General features: G+C 69.4%; 16 protein-coding genes. 8 read left to right on the top strand and 8 right to left on the bottom strand.

The genetic code is table 11. The annotated features are described in order from the left end of the window. Window positions 1–135 precede the first annotated feature (135 nt). Window positions 136–1,032 carry a cellulose-binding protein gene (locus ACYVO6_RS03100; protein ID WP_461056927.1) on the top strand — a complete coding sequence of 299 codons (897 nt, stop codon included), beginning with the start codon at window positions 136–138 and terminating at the stop codon, window positions 1,030–1,032. Window positions 1,033–1,048: 16 nt separating this feature from the next. Here ACYVO6_RS03100 and ACYVO6_RS03095 read toward each other — a convergent pair whose 3' ends face one another. From ACYVO6_RS03095 to ACYVO6_RS03085, 3 genes are all read right to left on the bottom strand, one after another. Continuing rightward, window positions 1,049–2,659 carry a sodium/solute symporter gene (locus ACYVO6_RS03095; RefSeq protein ID WP_461056925.1) on the bottom strand — a complete coding sequence of 537 codons (1,611 nt, stop codon included), beginning with the start codon at window positions 2,657–2,659 and terminating at the stop codon, window positions 1,049–1,051. Continuing rightward, window positions 2,656–3,099 (bottom strand): DUF485 domain-containing protein, encoded by a 444-nt coding sequence (locus ACYVO6_RS03090; protein WP_461056923.1) that lies wholly within the window; start codon window positions 3,097–3,099, stop codon window positions 2,656–2,658. The genes ACYVO6_RS03095 and ACYVO6_RS03090 overlap by 4 nt, the downstream gene beginning before the upstream one ends. A 260-nt stretch (window positions 3,100–3,359) precedes the next feature. Next, window positions 3,360–3,869, bottom strand: coding sequence for a SagB/ThcOx family dehydrogenase (locus ACYVO6_RS03085; RefSeq protein ID WP_461057058.1), 510 nt, complete (start codon window positions 3,867–3,869; stop codon window positions 3,360–3,362). Between ACYVO6_RS03085 and ACYVO6_RS03080 the strand changes: the two genes are divergently transcribed. Beyond that, on the top strand, window positions 3,787–4,017 hold the full coding sequence (locus ACYVO6_RS03080) for a hypothetical protein (protein WP_461057062.1): 231 nt from the start codon (window positions 3,787–3,789) through the stop codon (window positions 4,015–4,017). The genes ACYVO6_RS03085 and ACYVO6_RS03080 overlap by 83 nt on opposite strands. 16 nt (window positions 4,018–4,033) lie before the next feature. Here the strand turns inward: ACYVO6_RS03080 and ACYVO6_RS03075 are convergent, their stop codons facing one another. Then, window positions 4,034–4,423 (bottom strand): cupin domain-containing protein, encoded by a 390-nt coding sequence (locus tag ACYVO6_RS03075; RefSeq protein ID WP_461056921.1) that lies wholly within the window; start codon window positions 4,421–4,423, stop codon window positions 4,034–4,036. A gap of 89 nt (window positions 4,424–4,512) precedes the next feature. Beyond that, window positions 4,513–5,409, bottom strand: coding sequence for an alpha/beta hydrolase (locus ACYVO6_RS03070; protein ID WP_461056919.1), 897 nt, complete (start codon window positions 5,407–5,409; stop codon window positions 4,513–4,515). A gap of 116 nt (window positions 5,410–5,525) precedes the next feature. Between ACYVO6_RS03070 and ACYVO6_RS03065 the strand changes: the two genes are divergently transcribed. Both ACYVO6_RS03065 and ACYVO6_RS03060 read left to right on the top strand, forming a co-directional pair. Then, complete coding sequence (locus ACYVO6_RS03065; RefSeq protein WP_461056917.1) at window positions 5,526–6,560, top strand: PucR family transcriptional regulator; 1,035 nt, start codon at window positions 5,526–5,528, stop codon at window positions 6,558–6,560. Between the two features lie 15 nt (window positions 6,561–6,575). Continuing rightward, window positions 6,576–7,001 carry a VOC family protein gene (locus tag ACYVO6_RS03060; protein ID WP_461056915.1) on the top strand — a complete coding sequence of 142 codons (426 nt, stop codon included), beginning with the start codon at window positions 6,576–6,578 and terminating at the stop codon, window positions 6,999–7,001. 83 nt (window positions 7,002–7,084) lie between these two features. On the opposite strand, the gene ACYVO6_RS03055 is transcribed toward ACYVO6_RS03060, so the two are convergent. Further along, entirely contained in the window at window positions 7,085–8,614 is a 1,530-nt protein-coding gene (locus ACYVO6_RS03055) for an MFS transporter (RefSeq protein WP_461056913.1), read from the bottom strand. A gap of 389 nt (window positions 8,615–9,003) precedes the next feature. On the opposite strand from ACYVO6_RS03055, the gene ACYVO6_RS03050 reads away from it, so the two are divergent. Both ACYVO6_RS03050 and ACYVO6_RS03045 read left to right on the top strand, forming a co-directional pair. Next, window positions 9,004–9,792 carry an ABC transporter ATP-binding protein gene (locus ACYVO6_RS03050; RefSeq protein ID WP_461056911.1) on the top strand — a complete coding sequence of 263 codons (789 nt, stop codon included), beginning with the start codon at window positions 9,004–9,006 and terminating at the stop codon, window positions 9,790–9,792. Continuing rightward, window positions 9,789–12,368, top strand: coding sequence for an ABC transporter permease (locus tag ACYVO6_RS03045; RefSeq protein WP_461056909.1), 2,580 nt, complete (start codon window positions 9,789–9,791; stop codon window positions 12,366–12,368). Before ACYVO6_RS03050 ends, ACYVO6_RS03045 begins: the two co-directional genes overlap by 4 nt. 613 nt (window positions 12,369–12,981) lie before the next feature. Here the strand turns inward: ACYVO6_RS03045 and ACYVO6_RS03040 are convergent. Then, window positions 12,982–14,439: a DUF2079 domain-containing protein gene (locus tag ACYVO6_RS03040; RefSeq protein ID WP_461056907.1), complete on the bottom strand. Its 1,458-nt coding sequence runs from the start codon at window positions 14,437–14,439 to the stop codon at window positions 12,982–12,984. A 180-nt stretch (window positions 14,440–14,619) separates the two neighbouring features. On the opposite strand from ACYVO6_RS03040, the gene mfd reads away from it, so the two are divergent. Then, on the top strand, window positions 14,620–18,150 hold the full coding sequence (gene mfd / locus ACYVO6_RS03035; protein ID WP_461056905.1) for a transcription-repair coupling factor: 3,531 nt from the start codon (window positions 14,620–14,622) through the stop codon (window positions 18,148–18,150). A 1-nt stretch (window position 18,151) separates the two neighbouring features. Here mfd and ACYVO6_RS03030 read toward each other — a convergent pair whose 3' ends face one another. Further along, window positions 18,152–18,538, bottom strand: a complete 387-nt coding sequence (locus ACYVO6_RS03030) for a hypothetical protein (RefSeq protein WP_461056903.1) — start codon at window positions 18,536–18,538, stop codon at window positions 18,152–18,154. Between the two features lie 154 nt (window positions 18,539–18,692). Between ACYVO6_RS03030 and ACYVO6_RS03025 the strand changes: the two genes are divergently transcribed. Continuing rightward, window positions 18,693–19,436, top strand: a complete 744-nt coding sequence (locus ACYVO6_RS03025; RefSeq protein ID WP_461056901.1) for an HNH endonuclease family protein — start codon at window positions 18,693–18,695, stop codon at window positions 19,434–19,436. The last annotated feature ends 7 nt before the right edge of the window (window positions 19,437–19,443 follow it).

Below are 19,443 nucleotides of genomic sequence, written 5' to 3'. Positions count from 1 at the left end.
CCCTTTTGTTATCCGATCCCTTACTGACTGAACGGACGGAGTGTCGCATTATGAACACTTCTGTCTGATCTACCAGGATGTGTGGCACATCGTGCTGTATGTCATGCAGTACGTCGCCGAAGAGGGGATTCGAGGATGAGCAGCGCATCGGGCGCATCGGTGTCGCCTCATGGCTTCACGGCCGTACGGGGCCGTGGTTACCGTCCCGAGCAGGTGGACGCGTACGCCGCGGAACTCTCACAGAACCGTGACGCCGCGTGGGAACGGGCCGCCCGCCTGACCGTACTGGCCGAGGAGATGGAGGCGGAGGCGCAGCGGCTGGCCGAGTGGGTGGCCGCGCTGCCTCCGCAGACGTACGAGGCGCTCGGCGAAGGGGCCGCGCAGATCTTCGAACTCGTCAAGGAGGAGGCGGCGGTCCTCCACGAGAACGCCCACCGGGAGGCGAGACGCGTTCTGGAGGGGGCGGAGTCCGAGGCCGACCGGGTGCGTGAGGCGGCACGGGCGGAAGCCGGCGCGGTACGGGCCGCGGCCGACGAACGGGCCCGCCGGCGCTTGCTCGCCGCCCAGGCCGAGGCCGACGAACTGCGTATCGCCGCGCGCCTGGAGGCAAAGGAGCACCGCGGCGAGGCACTGGCCGCGCTGCGCGACATGCGCCAGCGCTCGGAGGCGTTGCTCGCCGAGCAGAACAAGGAACACGCCGACCGCCTGGACGAGCTCGACCGCGCGACGGCGGAGCAGGAGGCCGCCCTGGACGCGCAGTACGCTCCGCTGCTGTCACGCGCCGAGGCGACCTTGGCCGAGGCCGAACGAACCCTGGCCGAGGCCGAGGACTCAACCCGCTCCCTCCAGGAGGAAGCGGAGTCCCAGGCCGCCGCCCTCCTCGCAGAGGCCCACGCCCGCGAAACCCGAATCACCTACGAAACGGAGCGCCTGCTCCGCGCCCACGCCGACCAGCGGGACGAAGTACAGGCCCACATGGACCACGTACGGGACAGTCTCGTGACGCTGACGGGGCAGGCATCGGCGGATTGAGGGCGCCCCGACACGACTAACGCCCTCGCCGAACCACCCCGGCCAGAATCCACCCCTCAACCGCCTCATACTGCCGCCGCTGCTCCTCCGCCTGCCGCCGCCCCGAAAGCATCGTCCCCAGCCACCCGAAGGCGAAGCCGAGCGGAATGGAGAGGAGCCCGGTGGTGGTGAACGGGAACCACGTGAAGTCATGGTCGGGGAAGGCGGAGATGGGTGAGCCGGAGACCAGATTGGTGCCGGTCATCAGGACGAACGTACTGACCGTGCCGCCGATCAACGTGCAGAGCAGCCCCGCCCGGGTGTAGCGGCGCCAGAAGAGCCCGTAGACCAGCGCGGGCGCGATCGCCGAGGCCCCGACGCAGAGCGAGAGCGTGACGAGCGGCTGCAGGCTGCGGTGCTGAACGAGCGTGGCCAGCAGGATCGTCGGGACCCCGACGGCAGCCGCGGACGCTCTGGCCAGCGTCATCTCGCGACGCGGCGACAACTGCTTCTTGCCGTGGGCGAACACGTCATGCGCAAGGGAGTTGGCGCAGGCGAGAATCATCCCGGCCACCGATGCGAGCACGGTCAGGAAGATCGCCGCCGTGACGGTGGTGAAGAGCAGCGTCTCGGCCGTCGACGGGTCCGTCCCGAACACGGCGCGCGAGCCCAGCAGATACGCCGTGTTGCCCTGGGGATCCGCCGCCGTGATCGCCGCTCGCCCGATCATGGCCACCGTGCCGAAGCCGATGACCGTGATGATCAGCACGAACAGCGCCACGGCCGGCACCGCCCAGGACATCGACCGGCGCACCTCGCGTGCGCTGCCCGCGGTGTACATGCGCATGGTGATGTGCGGCAGCACCGCGCCGCCGAGTACCACCACCAGCTCTGTGGTGATCATGTCCAGCTTGGGGTTGGGCCCGCCCGCGAACTGCAGCCCGGAGTTGAGGAACGCCGACCCCGCCCCGCTGCTCTCCGCCGCCGTGTTGAAGAGGCCGCCGAGGTTCCAGTCGAACTGGTTCAGGATGAGTACGGCGATGACGGCGCCGGAGCCGAGCAGCATCACGATCTTCAGGATCTGGATGAGCGCGGTGCCTTTCATGCCGCCGATCGCCGCGTAGCTGATCATCAGTGTGCCGAGCCCGATGATGCAGCCGGTCTTCAGCGAGTCGCTGGAGAAGCCGAGCAGAAACGCCAACAAATCGCCCGTACCGGCGAGTTGGACCAGCATCATCGGCATCAGCGCGGCGAGCGTCACGACGCAGGCCGTGATGCGTACGGACCGTCCCGGCATCCGCCGCGCGAACACGTCGCCCATGGTGAACCGGCCCGCGTTGCGCAGCGGTTCGGCCAGCAGGAACATCAGCAGCATCAGGGAGAGGACGGTGCTCAGGGCGAGTACGACCCCGTCGTAGCCGAACAGCGCGATCACGCCGCCCGTGCCGAGCACTGTCGCGGCGGAGATGTAGTCGCCCGCGATGGCCAGGCCGTTGCGCATCGGGGACATCGAGCTGTAGCCGGTGTAGAACTCGTCGAGGTCGTCGCGGTCGGGGCCGGTCATCACGCACAGCAGCAGCGTGATGGTGGCGATGACCGTGAACGCCACGAGCGACATCGCCTGTGCGGAACTGCTGAACCCGGTCATCGTCCGTTCTCCGCCCGCTTGGCGTCCAACTCCGCCTGTTTCCTTATCCGTTCGGCGATCGGATCGACGCCGCGGCGGGCCGTGTACTCGTACAGCGCGATCGCCGCGCAGGTGACGGGTACCTGGATGAGCCCGAGCAGCAGCCCGACGGGCAGCCCGTCGGTGACGTCCTTCGTCATGAACTCCGGCGCGTACGCGGACAGGATGAGGAAGAGCGTGAAGTAGCCCAGTGCGGTGAGCGTCGCCACGCGTCGCTGCCACCGGTACGCGGTGCGCAGGACGCGGATGTCGCTGTGGTGGCCGAGCGCGGCGTGCCGGGGGCGGTGGCGCACGGGTTCGGGTTCCGGCGGCGGTTGTGGTGCCCAGGGGTAGGTGAAGTAGGAGGGCGACGAGTCGTGGGGCGGTGGAACTGGGTACGACGGAGACGGGTCGTAGGACATCCCGGTTTTCCTTGCGTGGCTCGGGCCCGGGGTGCGGGCCGCAGGGAACTCTTTGGCGGGGAGGGGTGGGAAGGGGCGGGAATGAGCCACGCACGCTACTCGCCGTCCTCGGGATACGCCGCCTTTTCACCAAACTGATTGGTCGGTATGCGCTTACTTCGCTGACCTCGGGTGTTACCTCGGTTAACCCCACTTACCCCATTGGTCAGTTGTGACGAAAACGTAAACGTCGAGAAGTGTCGCTTCGGGCCTTTTCGTGATCACTCGTCGGGGTCGGCAGGGTTGCCGACCCCGAGCAGCGCCAACGGGTGCTGTCCGGACGGCACGACCGCAGGGTTGAGGCCGAGGAGCCGGTCGTCGTCGAAGCCGGCGACGAGTACCGCGCCCAGGCCGGACTCGGTGGCCTGGAGGTAGACGTTCTGGCTGGCGTGGCCTGCCTCCAGCCATACGTACCGCCGGCCCCGGCGGCCTTGCGGCGGCTGGTCGGCGAAGTGGTGCGTGGCCGTGTCCATGTCGCCGCTGAGCAGCAGCAGCGCCGCCGCATGTCGCAACCAGTCGTGGTCGGCAAGGGTGGTACGGGCGACCCGGTCGCGGTGATCGCCGTCGGCGACCGGGGTCAGTGCATGGCGCTCGGCCTCGTACCGGTAGGCACCGGCGGCCAGTCCGTCCACGTTGCCCGCGATCACAGTGAGCGTCAGGGGATACAACGCGTGCGCCGACGGGCACGTGCGGTGCCCGTCGGCGGTTCTCCCCTGTGCCGCCCACGCCAGGTGTGCGATCTGGGCGAGGCTCAGCGACCTCCTCGCCCGAGAGGAGACCACCGACGCCTTCATGGAAGTCGAGGAGCGTGCCCTGCACCTCAAGGTCGCCCTCTACGACCAGTTTCTCCCGGCTCTTGACCGCGTCGGCGTGCACTAGGAGCTCGCAACAGCCCCTATGCGTCGGTCCGCTTCTCCAAGCGGCTGCCCCGTGGCAGCGTGACGGACATGATGTCGCCGGGGGCGTCCAACGCGATGCGGTGCCATCGCCCGCGCGGCACGACGACCGCGGTGCCGGCCGTCAGCTTGATCTCCTCCTCCTCGTCTCCCGGCCGCTCCGGGCGGAAGCAGAGGCGTATCCCACCGGAGAGGCAGGAGACGAACTCATCCGCCTCGGGGTGGACTTCCCAGTGGTCGGCGTGGACGTCGGCGTCGGTCTCCACGTGGAAGGTCATCAGCTGCCAGCCGTCTCGTCCGGGGTCGAACACAGGCTGCTCGGCGTGTACTTGGGCGTCCTGGCGCAGGTGGATGAAGTTCGCGAAGAGGTCGATCGGGGTCACGGTCATGCCGGGAAGTCTTTCCTGTGGTGATCTTGGTGTTCTTTCATCGGATGGGTGTGGCGTGGGGGTGGCCGACCCTGCCGTCCGCGGCTACCTCACTCCGCCAGCGCCCGGCCCAACGCGGTGCCGAGCGTGACGAGTTGCCGCTGCGAGACCTCGGCGGACTGGATCGCCAGCGACCCGTGGAAGGTGCCGGGCCACTGGTGCAGTTCGACCGACACGCCCGCCTGGAGCAGGCGCAGCGCGTAGTCGATGCCTTCGTCGCGGTTCGGGTCGAATTCCGCGGTGGCGATGTAGGCCGGTGGGAGGCCGGACAGGTCGTCGGCGCGCGCCGGTGCGGCGTACGGCGTGGCGGGCTGGGAGCCCAGGTAGTGGCCCAGCGCCGCAGCGCGTACGGCGCGCGTGTTCCAGGGGGTGTCGGTGAAGTTTCGCGCCGACCACGTCTGCTGCCGGTCGTCGAGGATGGGCTCGTTGAGCAGTTGGAAGTGGACCGGCGGCCCCTGCTGGTCACGTGCGCGTAAGGCCACCGCGGCCGAGAGGTTCGCGCCGGCGCTGTGGCCTCCGACCGCGATCCGGTCCGGGTCGATACCGAGTTCGGCCGCGTGTTCGTGCGCCCAGGTCACTACGGCGTAGGCGTCGTCCAGGGCGGCCGGGAACCGGTGCTCGGGCGACAGGCGGTAGTCGACGGTGATCACGACCGCGCCGGAGAGGCCTGCCAGCGGAACGGCCCACAGGTGCTCCGTGTCCAGGCTGCCCATGACCCATGCGCCGCCGTGCAGCCAGACGACGGCACCTCGGGCCCGCTGGGGGCGGTAGACCCGCACAGCCACGTCCGGATCGGCGGGCACCGTGCGGTCCTCCACCTCCATTCCGGCGGTGTCCGGTGCCGGCCTCGAGGCGGCCACCTCGGCGTAGGCCTTGCGCGCGGTGACGGGGTCGGTCAGGTCGTTGCTGGGGAGCAGGTGGACGAATGCTTCGAGTTCGGGATCCATGCCGCCATCCTCACCGGCCGCCTCCCCGGGGTCGTCCGCCAACTGTCGGGTATCCCGCCCGGATCGCGCGCCGATCGGCGCTTCTTCTCCCCGCCACGGGGTCCTATCCTCGTGCCATGGAGGCGCTGGCAGTACGGCTGTCGGGAATGGACTCGTACGTCGAAGGCGCGATCCGCGTCGTCGCGTTCTACGACACACTGTTGCGTCGGCGGGTGGATCTCCCGGCGCTCACCCGGGCCTCGGCGGGCCTCGCCGAGTGCGTGGCCGGGATCCGGCTCCACGGCACGGGCCGGGCCATCCGGATCTCGCCCGACGGCAGGGAAGCGTCCGCCCCACCGGCGCCCGCGTCCACGACGGCGCCGATCACCCTCGACGAGGAGGAGATCGGCACGGTGTGGCTGGAACGCTCCGGCGAGCCCAACCCGCTCGACGAAGTCCTCCTCGACCGGCTCGCCATCGCCGCCGCGGGCGCCGTCGAACGGTACGGCCCGGCCTGCACCACCATGGCCGACCCCGCCCTCGTCGAACTCGCGATAAGCGCCGACAGCGACGAGGCGGCCCGAGCCCGGGCGCTACGGCTCCTGGGTTTCGCCGCCGGCCTGCCGGTCCATGTCGTCGCCGTACGCTCGCACCTTCCGCTCGACAAGGTCGGCGGCCTGCTCTGCCCGGCCCGCCCGGTGAAGGCCGCACCGCTCGCCGACGTGGGCGTCATCCTGGCCACCACCGTGGATCCGGCCCGGTTTCCGGCGGACGTACGAGCGGGCATCGGCGCCGCCGGAAGCCCTGACCGGTCCTGGCAGCAGGCCCGCACCGCCCTCCGCTTCACCACCCCGCGCGAACCGGTCGTCCACTACGACGACTTGGGGGCTTTGGCGTTGCTCGCCCAGGTACCCCAGGACGCCGCACGGGACAACGCCGACGTGGCCGCGATCGCCCGCCTGTCCGGCAACCCGGAAGATCTGGAGACTCTGGACGCCTACTGCGCCACCGGCTCCGTACGCCGGGCCGCCGACCTTCTCCACCTGCACCACAGCAGCGTCGCCCGCCGTCTCGAACAGCTCGGGAAGACCCTGGGCATCGAACTCACCGAGCCCACCGGGCTGACACGGACCAGGCTCGCCCTCACCGCATGGCGGCTGCTCGACGACTGAGCACACACTGGAGTCATGAACGCAGACGACAGGAATCTTCTGGCCCGGGGAAGCGTGGCGACCAGGCTTCCCGCCCAGGACCTGGAGCGGGCGCGGCGTTTCTACTCCGAGCAGCTCGGTCTGGAGCCCGTCGACGAGCGGCCCGGCGGGCTGTTGTACCGGTGCGGAGGCGTGGAGTTCGCGCTGTTCAAATCGACGGGAGCCTCTCCCGGCACCTTCACCCAGATGGGCTGGCAGGTCGACGACATCGAGGCAGTCGTGGCGGAGCTCAAACAGCGCGGCGTGGTGTTCGAGGAGGTCGATGTGCCCGGGTTCCGGACGAGGAACGGAATCGCGGACGTCGACGGCCACTATCCGAGCAAGGGCGCACGGGGCGAACGCGCCGTCTGGTTCCGCGACAGCGAGGGGAACCTGCTGGGTATCGGCGAGCCGGTCTACTGAGCCGAGCACCCGGCCCGGAGGGCGGGGCAGGTCAGTAGCCCTTTATCGCCCGCCAGACAGGCCCCGTGAACAAAGGGGGCCGATCACGAATCGGCAGCGCCCTTCAACACCGGAAACCGCCGCGGCGCCATCAACAACAGCACCAGGAAGGCGAGCCCGGCCGCACAGGCCGCGCCCAGGTAGACCGCGTGGACCGCGTCGGCGACCGCGTGGCGGAGGGGTTCGGAGAGGGTGCCCGAGTCGAGGGAGCGGGTGACCGAGTCGAGGTCGCCGGCACCGCCCAGGCGGGTGGCCAGCACGCCGTTGGCGATCGCTCCGAACAGGGCCGCGCCCAGCGTCTGGCCGGTCTGGCGGCAGAAGAGTACGGAGCCGGTGGCCGTGCCGCGTTCGGACCAGACGACCGTCGACTGGACGCCTATGAGCAGAGGGAGTTGGAACAGTCCGAGTGCGCCGCCGAGCAGGAGCATGAGCAGGGCCGGCTGCCAGGGTTCGCCGGGGTAGGGGAGGAACGGGAACGCGAGCAGGAGCAGCGCGGCCGTGCCGATGCCGATCAGCGCCGAGTTGCGGAAACCGATCCTGCGGTACACATGCTGGCTGAGCGCCGCCGACACCGGCCAGCTCAACGTCCATACGGAGAGCACGAATCCGGCCGCTATGGGGGCGAGCCCGAGGACCGCCTGGGCGTAGGTCGGGAGGAAGACCGTGGGCGCCACCATCAGCAACCCCAGCGCGCCGAGTGCCAGATTGACCGCCGCGATGGTGCGGCGGCGCCAGACCCAGCCGGGGATGATCGGTTCGGCGGCCCGGCGTTCGATCAACACCGTGAGTGCGACGAGGGCAAGTCCCGTACCCAGCAAGGCGATTGAGGGAGCTGAAAGCCAGGGCCACGCCACTCCGCCCTGCACCAGCGCCGTCAGCAGGACGCCGCCGCAGGCGAAGACGGCGAGTGCGCCCGCCCAGTCGATACGAGGGCGGGGGCCGGGCTCGCGCTTGGGTTCGTGGAGGTGGCGGACGATCAGCCAGAGGGCCAGCGCGCCGATCGGCAGGTTGATGAGGAAGATCCACCGCCAGTCGGCGTACGCCGCGAGGACTCCGCCGACCGCCGGGCCCGCGACCGCCGAGGTCGCCCAGACCGTGGACAACTTCGCCTGGATCTTGGGGCGTTGCTTCAGGGGGTAGAGATCGGCGGCGAGCGTCTGGACGGTCCCTTGGAGGGCGCCGCCGCCGAGACCCTGGACGATACGGAAGGCGATGAGCGCCGCCATGTTCCAGGCGAGCGCGCAGAGCAGGGAGCCGAGCAGGAAGATGGCCGCGCCCGCGATCAGTACGGGCTTGCGGCCGAAGGTGTCGGAGAGCTTGCCGTAGACGGGGAGCGTGACTGTCACTGCCAGCAGGTAGCCCGAGAACAGCCAGGAGAAGACGGAGAAGCCGCCGAGGTCGCCCACGATCTGCGGCACGGCGGTCGACACGATCGTGGAGTCGAGCGCGGCCAGGCCCATGGCGAGCATGAGCGCGGCGACGACGGCACGGCGTTTACGGGGCTCGACCGGCCCGGCGGCCGGTGGTGCGGACGGTGTGCCGGTGTCCGGCCCCTGGGTTTCCTCCTGGCTCATGGATTTCCTTTCCCCCTGCATCTATCTGCCGGAGGACACTCTCCCACTTCAGCCTCAAACCATGGGAGGTATGACGCCGACTGGCCTCAAGAGTGGAGGCGACCCCTAGAACCCCTCCGCCGACGGGTGGAGATCCCTTAGGGGTACCTCCGTACTACGGACCGGGGAGGCTTCGTACCGCCGGAGGACGAGACGCGACCTGCCCCCTCCTTAACCTGGCTTTACGCCGCTGAGGGCGGAGTACCGCACCTCCGGAGGTGGGGTTTACCCCCGGAAAAGACTGCGCTGGGCACCAGCGCGCCGGACCCCCTCCCGCCACCAGACTCATTCCACGTAGAAGAGCACGCAGAGCACGCACACCACCTGCTGACCGACTTAGGAGACTTACCGTGACTTCGGCTGTAACCATTCCCAGGCACGGGGGCACTGGAGGGCGTACGGCCGTTGCCGCGCGGGCGCGGCAGGTCGTCAAGGCATACGGGTCCGGGGAGACCCGCGTCGTCGCCCTGGACCACGTCGACGTGGACATCGCGCGGGGCCAGTTCACCGCGATCATGGGTCCTTCGGGGTCCGGGAAGTCCACGCTGATGCACTGCCTCGCCGGCCTCGACACCGTCACCTCCGGGCAGATCTACCTGGACGAGACGGAGATCACCGGCCTCAAGGACAAGAAGCTCACGAAGCTGCGCCGGGACCGGATCGGCTTCATCTTCCAGGCGTTCAACCTGCTGCCGACGCTGAACGCGCTCGAGAACATCACTCTGCCCATGGACATAGCGGGCCGTAAGCCGGACCGCGGCTGGCTGAGCCAGGTCGTCGAAACGGTCGGCCTGAGCGACCGCCTCAAGCACCGGCCGAACCAGCTCTCCGGCGGCCAGCAGCAACGCGTCGCCGTGGCACGGGCATTGGCCGCACGGCCCGAGATCATCTTCGGTGACGAGCCGACCGGGAACCTCGACTCCCGGGCCGGCGCCGAGGTGCTCGGCTTCCTGCGGCGCTCCGTCGACGAGCTCGGCCAGACCATCGTGATGGTCACCCACGACCCGGTGGCCGCCTCGTACGCGGACCGGGTGCTGTACCTGGCCGACGGCCGGATCGTCGACGAGATGTGGAAGCCCACCGCCGAAACCGTCCTGGACCGCATGAAGGACTTCGATGCCCGGGGGCGCACGTCATGACCGTCATGAAGACCTCGATGCGCAACTTCTTCGCGCACAAGGGACGTATGGCCCTCTCGGCCGTGGCGGTCCTGCTGTCGGTGGCCTTCGTCTGCGGCACGCTCGTCTTCACCGACACGATGAACACGACGTTCGACAAGCTCTTCGCGGCCACCTCGTCCGACGTCCAGGTCAGCGCCAAGGGCGCTTCGGACACCGGTGAGACCCAGGCCGACAACGGCAAGCCGCCGGTCATGCCCGCGTCCGTGCTGGGCGAGGTGCGCAAGGCGGAGGGCGTCAAGTCCGCCGAGGGCACCGTCTTCTCCACCTCGGTGACCGTCGTCGACGCCGACAAGGACAGCCTCTCGCCCGCGGGCGGCGCCCCGACCATCGTCGGCAACTGGAACGCCAACGACGCCCGCACCATGAAGATCTCCTCCGGCAACGCCCCGCGCGGACCGGACCAGATCATGGTCGACGCCGACACCGCCGACAAGCACCACCTGAAGCTCGGCGACGAGATCGGCGTCATCACGGCGGTGGGCACGCACCGTGCCAAGGTCTCGGGCTTCGCGGAGTTCGAGGTCACCAACCCGGGTGCCGCGATCTTCTACCTGGACACGAAGACCGCGCAGAAGGCCCTGGTCGGCGACACCGGCGTCTACACCAACGTCAACGTCACCGCTGCCTCCGGCTTCAGCGACGCCCAGGTGAAGAAGAACGTCACGGCCACGCTCGACAGCGGCTACCAGATCCAGACGGCCAAGGAGGTCGCGGACGCCAACGCCGAGGACGTCGGCGAGTTCATGGGCGTGATGAAGTACGCGATGCTCGGCTTCGCCGGGATCGCCTTCCTCGTCGGCATCTTCCTGATCATCAACACCTTCTCGATGCTGGTCGCCCAGCGGACCCGCGAAATCGGCCTGATGCGGGCCGTCGGGTCGAGCCGCCGGCAGGTCAACCGGTCCGTGCTCGCCGAGGCGCTGCTGCTCGGTGTCTTCGGCTCGGTGCTGGGGGTCGGTGCGGGCGTGGGCCTGGCCATCGGCCTGATGAAGCTCATGGGCGCCACCGGCATGAACCTCTCCACTGACGACCTCACCGTCGCCTGGACCACCCCGGTGGTCGGCCTGCTGCTCGGCGTAGTGGTCACCGTGCTCGCCGCGTATCTGCCCGCCCGGCGGGCCGGCAAGGTCTCGCCGATGGCGGCGCTGCGGGACTCCGGGGCGCCGGTGGACGCCAAGTCCGGTGTCATACGGGCTCTGCTGGGCCTGGTCCTGACGGGCGCCGGCGGTTACGGGCTGTACCTCGCGTCCCAGGCCGACAAGGCGAGCGAGGGCTCGATGTGGCTGGGCGGCGGCGTGGTGCTGTCACTGATCGGCTTCGTCGTCATCGGCCCGCTGCTCGCGAGCGGCGTGGTGCGGGTGCTGAGCGCCGTGGTGCTGCGGATCTTCGGCCCTGTCGGGCGGATGGCCGAGCGGAACGCGCTGCGCAATCCGCGCCGTACGGGGGCGACCGGCGCCGCGCTCATGATCGGCCTTGCACTGGTCGCGTGCCTGTCGGTGGTCGGCTCGTCGATGGTCGCGTCGGCTACGGACCAGCTGGACAAGACCGTTGGTACGGACTTCATCATCCAGTCCGACAGCGGCCAGCTGATCACGCCGCAGGCGGTGCAGGCGGCCAGGACGGCGGAGGGCCTGAAGGGGGTCACCGAGTACAAGTGGACCGAGGCCGACTTCACCACCCCCGATGGCAAGACGCTCGAGAAAACGGCCATCACGGCGGCCGACCCGAGCTACGCCACGGACCTGAGCACCGAGACGGTCGCCGGGAACCTCAAGGACGCCTACCGGCCCGACTCGATGTCCGTCCACGAGGAGTTCGCCAAGGACCACGGCATCAGCCTCGGCTCGAAGATCTCGGTCGCCTTCAAGGACGGCTCCACCGCCCGGCTGACGGTCCGAGCGATCACCAGCAGTGAGGTCGTCATCGACCAGGGGGCCATGTACACATCCATCGACACGATGGCCAAGTACGTCCCCGCCGACAAGATGCCGCTCGACACGCTGCTCTTCGCCTCGGCGAAGGACGGCCAGGAAGCGGCCGCGTACAAGTCGCTGAAGACCGCGCTGGACGACTACCCGCAGTACACCGTCCGCGACCAGACCGACTACAAGGAAGCGCTGAAGGACCAGATAGGCCAGCTCCTGAACATGATCTACGGCCTGTTGGCCCTGGCGATCATCGTCGCGATCCTGGGTGTGGTGAACACCCTGGCGCTGTCGGTGGTGGAGCGGACACGGGAGATCGGCCTGATGCGGGCGATCGGCCTCTCGCGCCGCCAACTGCGGCGCATGATCCGCCTGGAGTCGGTGGTGATCGCCCTGTTCGGCGCCCTCCTGGGCCTCGGCCTGGGCATGGGCTGGGGCGCGACCGCCCAGCAGCTTCTGGCCCTGGAGGGCATGAAGGTCCTGGAGATTCCGTGGCCGACGATCACCGGGGTGTTCCTGGGGTCCGCGTTCGTGGGGCTGTTCGCGGCACTGGTACCGGCGTTCAGGGCAGGCCGGATGAACGTACTGAACGCGATCGCGACGGAATAGCTGCGCAGGCTTCTGTGGACGGGGGTACGGGGGAAGGAGCCCGGCGCTGGGGGGCGCCGGGCTCCTTCGCGTTCGTTTTCGACTGCGGGCCCGTCGTGGCAGGTCGCGCAGTTCCCCGCGGGGTGCCTCCGGCGGTTGAGCGGTTGGGTTCGTTGTCGGGTGCGGGTGCGTTGTGGCTGGTCGCGCCGTTCCCCGCGCCCCTGGGGTCCGGTGGGTGGGTCGGGGCCGTGGGCCGGTGCGTCAGCCCGTCGCAGGCCGGGCGTACGGCCCTTTGCTGGTACAGGGTCCTGGTTCTCCGAGACCGAACCTAAGCGACGGGCATACGACGCACCGGCCCACGGCCCCTCCCGCCGGTGGGAGGCTGCGGGTAGTCGGGGGTGCGGGCTCGTTCGGGGCGGGGTTTTTGGGCGCGGGAAGTCGCAGGCTTTTGCTTTTCAGGGGCGCGGGGCTGTGTCGATTTGCGGCTCCGCCGCGTGGGCGCGACCAGCCACGACGCACCCGCAGCCGCGACAGGACTGTCACCCACCACCCCCTGGCGGGGGCCTGGGGCGCAGCCCCAGTTTCGGGAAGGGGCGGGGCTGGGGAAAGAAACCCTTCCCTCACCCGCCGTACGTCATCCCACCCGTTCGAGAACCACGTACCCCTGGGCCGAGCCCACAACGACGTACTCCGCACGAGGGTGCAATTCCCGGACATAGCCCGAGACGTCCTCATAGCGCCCGGACGAGTTGTCCAAGGCAATGAAGTCCGGCGTCACCCCACGGGTGTTGGTGATCCAGAAGACCCGGCACCGAGACGTAAGCCGACTGATCGGCCCAATGTTGGACTCGACGGTCGCACCGTCCGGAATCCGCCCCAGCAACCCGTCAATGGCGGCAACACGCCCGGGCACGCTATAGGCCGCGGACTCGGTCAGCGCCCCCAGCGGCAACGTGGTCGTCAGCGCGAGCGCCGCCGAGGCAACTGCAGTCGGCAGATGAAGCGCGTACGAACGCAGCCAGGGCCGCGCACTGCGCCGCGCGGCGGCGAGCGCGTCGGCGAGGGCAAGCACGACGACCGGCATCAGGACCGCGCTGTAGTGCCACTCCGTATCCCAGTGATGTGGATCGGAGGAGAAGAACCGCCAGCCCAGGGTCGGCAGGATGACCAGGAGGAGCGGGGAACGCAGGGCCAGCAGCCCAGTGGTGGGGATCAACAGCCAGGCGAGGGTGCGGAGTTTGGTGTCGAAGCCGTCGAAGGGACCACTCGAGTCGCTGACCTTGCTCCAGTAGTCGTAGGCGTCCGTGGTGTTGAAGGCGGGTATCACCAGGGCCATGGTGACCACCGTGGCCAGCACGCCGAAGGCCGCGACCCCGAGTGCGTACAGGGCTGTCTGACGAGACTCTTTCCGGGCCCGCAACGCGACGACGAGGGCGAGGGCCGCCAGTGTCAGACCCAGGTCCTCCTTGACCAGTACCAGGGGGAGGGCCCAGCACAGAGCCGCCCACCACCGCTGCCGCAGCAACGCCTCCAGGGAGAAGGCGATCAGGGGAACGGCGAAACAGATCTCGTGGAAGTCGAAGTCGACGGCGCGCTGGATGCCCCACGACAGTCCGTACGCGACGCCGAGCGCGAGCCCGCGCCGCCGGCCGAGCAGCCGGGCGGCGGCCCGGGTGACGGGCACGGCGGACAGCGCCAGCAGGGCGGCCTGGGCGACGAGCAGTGTGACGGGAGAGGGGAAGAGCCGGTAGAAGGGGGCGAGGAGCGCGGTGACGGGGCTGAAATGGTCGCCCAGGACGTTGGCCCCGGGGCCCTTGAGATCCACGACGGGCACCTGGAGATGCGCGTACGCGCGCACGGCCTGCTCGAAGATGCCGAGGTCCCAGGACCTGGTCCCCAGCCGCAGGTAGCGGCCTATGGAGACCACGGCATACGCCACGAACAGCACGGCAGCCAGGATCTGCGGATCCCGCCGCCCGTCCAGCAGGCGGCGCAGCCCCCGGTCACGGGAGGACGCGACCGGCGCCGGGATCAGGGGCGGGTCCTGCGCGGTCCGGTCGGTTTCGGACGTGGCGACGGGGGCTCCGTGCACGGGTCGGGTCCTTCGGTCGGGCCAGGGGTTCGAATTGAGACGGTACCTCTGCGGTAGGTGTGCCCAGACGTTATCCACAGGCCCGACACCCGTGACCGAGCCGACGTACCCTAGGACACCCCCGGCCCGTACACGTGTCGGGCGCTCCGCGTTGCCCACCCCTCGGATGGAAGCCTCTTCATGAGCCTGCACGGTCTGCTCGACGCCGTCGTCAAGGACGCCGCACTCACCGAAGCGGTGAAGGCCGCCACGGACGGCAACCGGATGCACGTCGACCTGGTCGGCCCGCCCGCGGCCCGTCCCTTCACGGTGGCGGCGCTGGCCCGCGAAACGGGCCGTACGGTCCTCGCGGTGACCGCCACGGGACGCGAGGCCGAGGACCTGGCGGCGGCGCTCAGGTCCCTGCTGCCCCCCGACACAGTCGTGGAGTACCCCTCCTGGGAGACCCTCCCGCACGAGCGCCTCTCCCCGCGCAGCGACACCGTGGGGCGGCGGCTCGCCGTACTGCGGCGGCTCGCGCACCCGCGCCCGGACGACCCCGAGACCGGCCCGGTCTCGGTCGTCGTCTCGCCCGTACGCTCCGTGCTCCAGCCCCAGGTCAAGGGCCTGGGCGACCTGGAGCCGGTGGCGCTGCGGACCGGCGAGAGCGCCGACCTCGGTGACGTCGTCGAGGCGCTGGCGGCAGCGGCGTACTCCCGGGTCGAACTGGTCGAGAAGCGCGGCGAGTTCGCCGTACGGGGCGGAATCCTCGACGTCTTCCCGCCCACCGAGGAGCACCCGCTGCGCGTGGAGTTCTGGGGCGACGACGTGGAGGAGATCCGTTACTTCAAGGTCGCCGACCAGCGTTCCCTCGAAGTCGCCGCACATGGCCTGTGGGCGCCGCCCTGCCGTGAGCTGCTGCTGACGGATGAGGTTCGGGAGCGGGCCGCGGCACTGGCCGAGGCGCATCCCGAGCTGGGCGAACTGCTCGGGAAGATCGCGGAGGGGATCGCCGTCGAGGGCATGGAGTCCCTGGCGCCCGTACTCGTCGACGACATGGAGCTGCTCCTCGACGTACTGCCCCAGGGCTCGATGGCCGTCGTATGCGACCCGGAGCGGGTGCGGACGCGGGCCTCGGACCTGGTGGCGACCTCGCAGGAGTTCCTGCAGGCGTCCTGGGCGGCGACCGCGGGCGGGGGAGAGGCGCCCATCGACGTGGGCGCGGCCTCCCTGTGGTCCATCGCAGACGTACGGGACCGGGCCCGTGAGATGGACATGATGTGGTGGTCGGTGTCCCCGTTCGCGGCGGACGAAAAGGGCGACGCGGACACGCTGAAGCTCGGCATGCACGCCCCGGAGGCGTACCGCGGCGACACCGCCAGGGCACTCGCCGACACCAAGGGCTGGCTCGCGGACGGCTGGCGCGCGGTGTTCGTCACCGAGGGGCACGGCCCGGCCGCCCGTACGGTCGAGGTTCTCGGCGGCGAGGGCATCGCGGCCCGCCTGGAATCGGACCTCGCCACGCTCACGCCCTCCGTCGTCCAGGTGGCGTGCGGCTCGATCGAGTACGGCTTCGTCGATACGGCCCTGAAGCTCGCCGTCCTCACCGAGACCGACCTCACCGGTCAGAGGACGGCGGGCAAGGACGGCGTGCGTATGCCCGCCCGCCGCCGCAAGACCATCGACCCGCTCACCCTGGAGCTGGGCGACTACATCGTCCACGAGCAGCACGGCGTCGGCCGCTACATCGAGATGGTGCAGCGCACCGTCCAGGGCGCGACCCGCGAGTACCTGGTCGTCGAGTACGCGCCTGCCAAGCGCGGCCAGCCCGGCGACCGGCTCTACATCCCGACCGACCAGCTGGAGCAGATCACCAAGTACGTGGGTGGCGAGGCCCCCACGCTGCACCGCCTGGGCGGCGCCGACTGGACGAAGACGAAGGCGCGTGCGAAAAAGGCCGTCAAGGAGATCGCGGCCGACCTGATCAGGCTCTACAGCGCGCGGATGGCGGCACCGGGGCACGCCTTCGGTTCGGACACCCCGTGGCAGCGTGAGCTGGAGGACGCCTTCCCGTACGCGGAGACGCCCGACCAGCTGACGACCATCGCCGAGGTCAAGGAGGACATGGAGAAGACGGTCCCGATGGACCGCCTGATCTGCGGCGACGTCGGCTACGGCAAGACGGAGATCGCGGTGCGGGCCGCCTTCAAGGCCGTGCAGGACGGCAAGCAGGTGGCTGTGCTTGTACCTACTACGTTGCTGGTGCAGCAGCACTTCGGGACGTTCGGCGAGCGTTACTCGCAATTCCCGGTGAACGTACGGGCGTTGTCGCGCTTCCAGTCGGACACGGAGGCGAAGGCGGTCCTGGAGGGGCTGCGGGACGGCTCGGTGGATGTCGTCATCGGTACGCATCGGCTGTTCTCCGCCGAGACGAAGTTCAAGGACCTGGGGCTTGTGGTCGTCGACGAGGAGCAGCGGTTCGGTGTCGAGCACAAGGAGCAGCTGAAGAAGCTGCGGGCCAATGTGGACGTGCTGACGATGTCGGCCACCCCGATTCCCAGGACCCTGGAGATGGCGGTGACGGGCATCCGAGAGATGTCCACGATCACGACTCCTCCGGAGGAGCGGCACCCGGTCCTGACCTTCGTCGGGCCGTACGAGGAGAAGCAGATCGGCGCGGCGATCCGACGTGAACTGCTGCGCGAGGGGCAGGTCTTCTACATCCACAACCGTGTCGAGTCCATCGACCGCGCGGCGGCGAGGCTGAGGGAGATCGTCCCGGAGGCGCGCATCGCGACGGCCCACGGCCAGATGTCGGAACAGGCCCTGGAGCAGGTCGTCGTCGACTTCTGGGAGAAGAAGTTCGACGTGCTCGTGTCGACGACGATCGTGGAGTCGGGCATCGACATCTCCAACGCCAACACGCTCATCGTGGAGCGCGGCGACAACTTCGGCCTCTCACAGCTGCACCAGCTGCGGGGCCGGGTGGGGCGTGGCCGCGAGCGGGGTTACGCGTACTTCCTCTACCCGCCCGAGAAGCCGCTGACGGAGACGGCCCACGAGCGCCTCGCCACCATCGCCCAGCACACGGAGATGGGCGCGGGCATGTACGTGGCGATGAAGGACCTGGAGATTCGCGGCGCCGGAAACCTCCTGGGCGGCGAGCAGTCGGGCCATATCGCGGGCGTCGGTTTCGACCTGTACGTACGCATGGTGGGCGAGGCGGTCGCGGACTACCGGGCGTCGTTGGAAGGCGGCGTGGAGGAGGAGGCGCCTCTGGAGGTCAAGATCGAGCTCCCGGTCGACGCCCACGTCCCGCACGACTACGCGCCCGGCGAGCGGCTGCGCCTCCAGGCGTACCGGGCGATCGCGTCGGTGAACTCCGAGGACGACATCAAGTCTGTACGCGAGGAACTCGTCGACCGCTACGGCAAGTTGCCCGAGCCGGTGGAGAACCTGCTGCTGGTGGCCGGACTCCGCATGCTCGCGCGGGCGTGCGGCGTCGCCGAGATCGTGCTCCAGGGCAACAACATCCGCTTCGCACCGGTGGAGTTGAGGGAGTCGCAAGAGCTGCGCCTCAAGCGGCTCTACCCGGGGACCATCATCAAGCCGGCCGTCCACCAGGTGCTTGTGCCCCGCCCGAAGACAGCGAAGGTGGGCGGGAAGCCGCTGGTCGGGCGGGAGTTGCTGGGGTGGACGGGGGAGTTCCTGGCTTCGATTCTGGGGTCGTGACTCAGTCCTTCCAGTCGAGTTGGGGTTCCGGTACGCCCACCGAGCGGGCGTACTCCTCCACTTCGGCGCGAGCCTTCGCGTCACCGCGCGGGTAGCGGAAGACGCGGTCGGCGAAGACGACGAAGGCCTCGGTCGCGGTGCTGTAGTTGACGTACCAGCCGCCGGTCGGCGCAAGGCAGTTGGCCAGCGCGCCGGCCAGTGGCTCGGCCACGTCCTGAGGGGCCTGGAAGTCCAGCAGGGTCCAGTGCTCGGGCTGGTCGGCCGTCGCGTCGCCGACCGCGATGCGGTGTATAGCTGTGACCTGGAGCGGTACGCCGCTCAACTCGCTGCCGACGCGCAGGCTCTCGGCGATCAGGACGCCGCTGAGTGTGTGGGGTGTGGGGGCCATGTGGTGCTCCTTTTGCGTCGGTCCGACCGGGACCGGAACAGCATCCCCGACAGCACGCTGCCGTTATGCCCGGGTCCCTCGCTCGCTACCGTGAGAACACAGCGGAACCGCCCGACCAGGGCGGATCCGGAAAGGCAAGAGGAGGAGAGCGCGCATGACGCTCTGGACCAGGGGTGCCGGTGCTGCCGTCATGCTGCTCGCCATGGCCGGCTGCACCGTGGACGGCACGGGCTCGGCGGGACCGGACGAACCGACGGAGGCATCGGCTTCGGCCGGGTCCGGGGAATCGGCCGGTGGCGCCGCCCTCGCCGCCGTCGACTCGCTGACCGTCAAGGGGAGGGCGCCCAAGACGGGATACGACCGTGACAAGTTCGGCAGCCCCTGGGCCGACACCGACTCGAACGGCTGTGGAACCCGCGACGACATACTCAAGCGGGACCTGAAGGAGGTGAAGTTCAGCGACGGCGACTGCGAGGTCAGATCGGGGACGCTGGACCCGGACCCGTACACCAACAAGGACGTGACGTTCGTACGCGGGCGCAGTCAGGTCGACATAGACCACGTCGTCGCCCTGTCGGACGCCTGGCAGAAGGGCGCCCAGCAATGGGACCCCAGCAAGCGAATAGCCCTGGCCAACGACCCGCTCAACCTCCTCGCCGTCGACGCGAGCACCAACCGCAGCAAGAGCGACGGTGACACGGCGACCTGGCTCCCGCCCAACAAGGCGTACCGCTGTACGTATGTGGCAGGGCAGGTGGCGGTGAAGCAGAAGTACGGGTTGTGGGTCACGGCCGCCGAGAAGGCCGCCATGGAGGGGGTGCTGTCCGGCTGCCCCGGGCAGAAGCTCCCGGCGGGCGGGAACCCGACAAAGGCGCCAGAACGGTTCCATGCGAACTGAACAGTCC

It is taken from the genome of Streptomyces pseudoechinosporeus (genome assembly GCF_054783935.1).
This window is presented reverse-complemented; position numbering and strand designations above follow the sequence as displayed.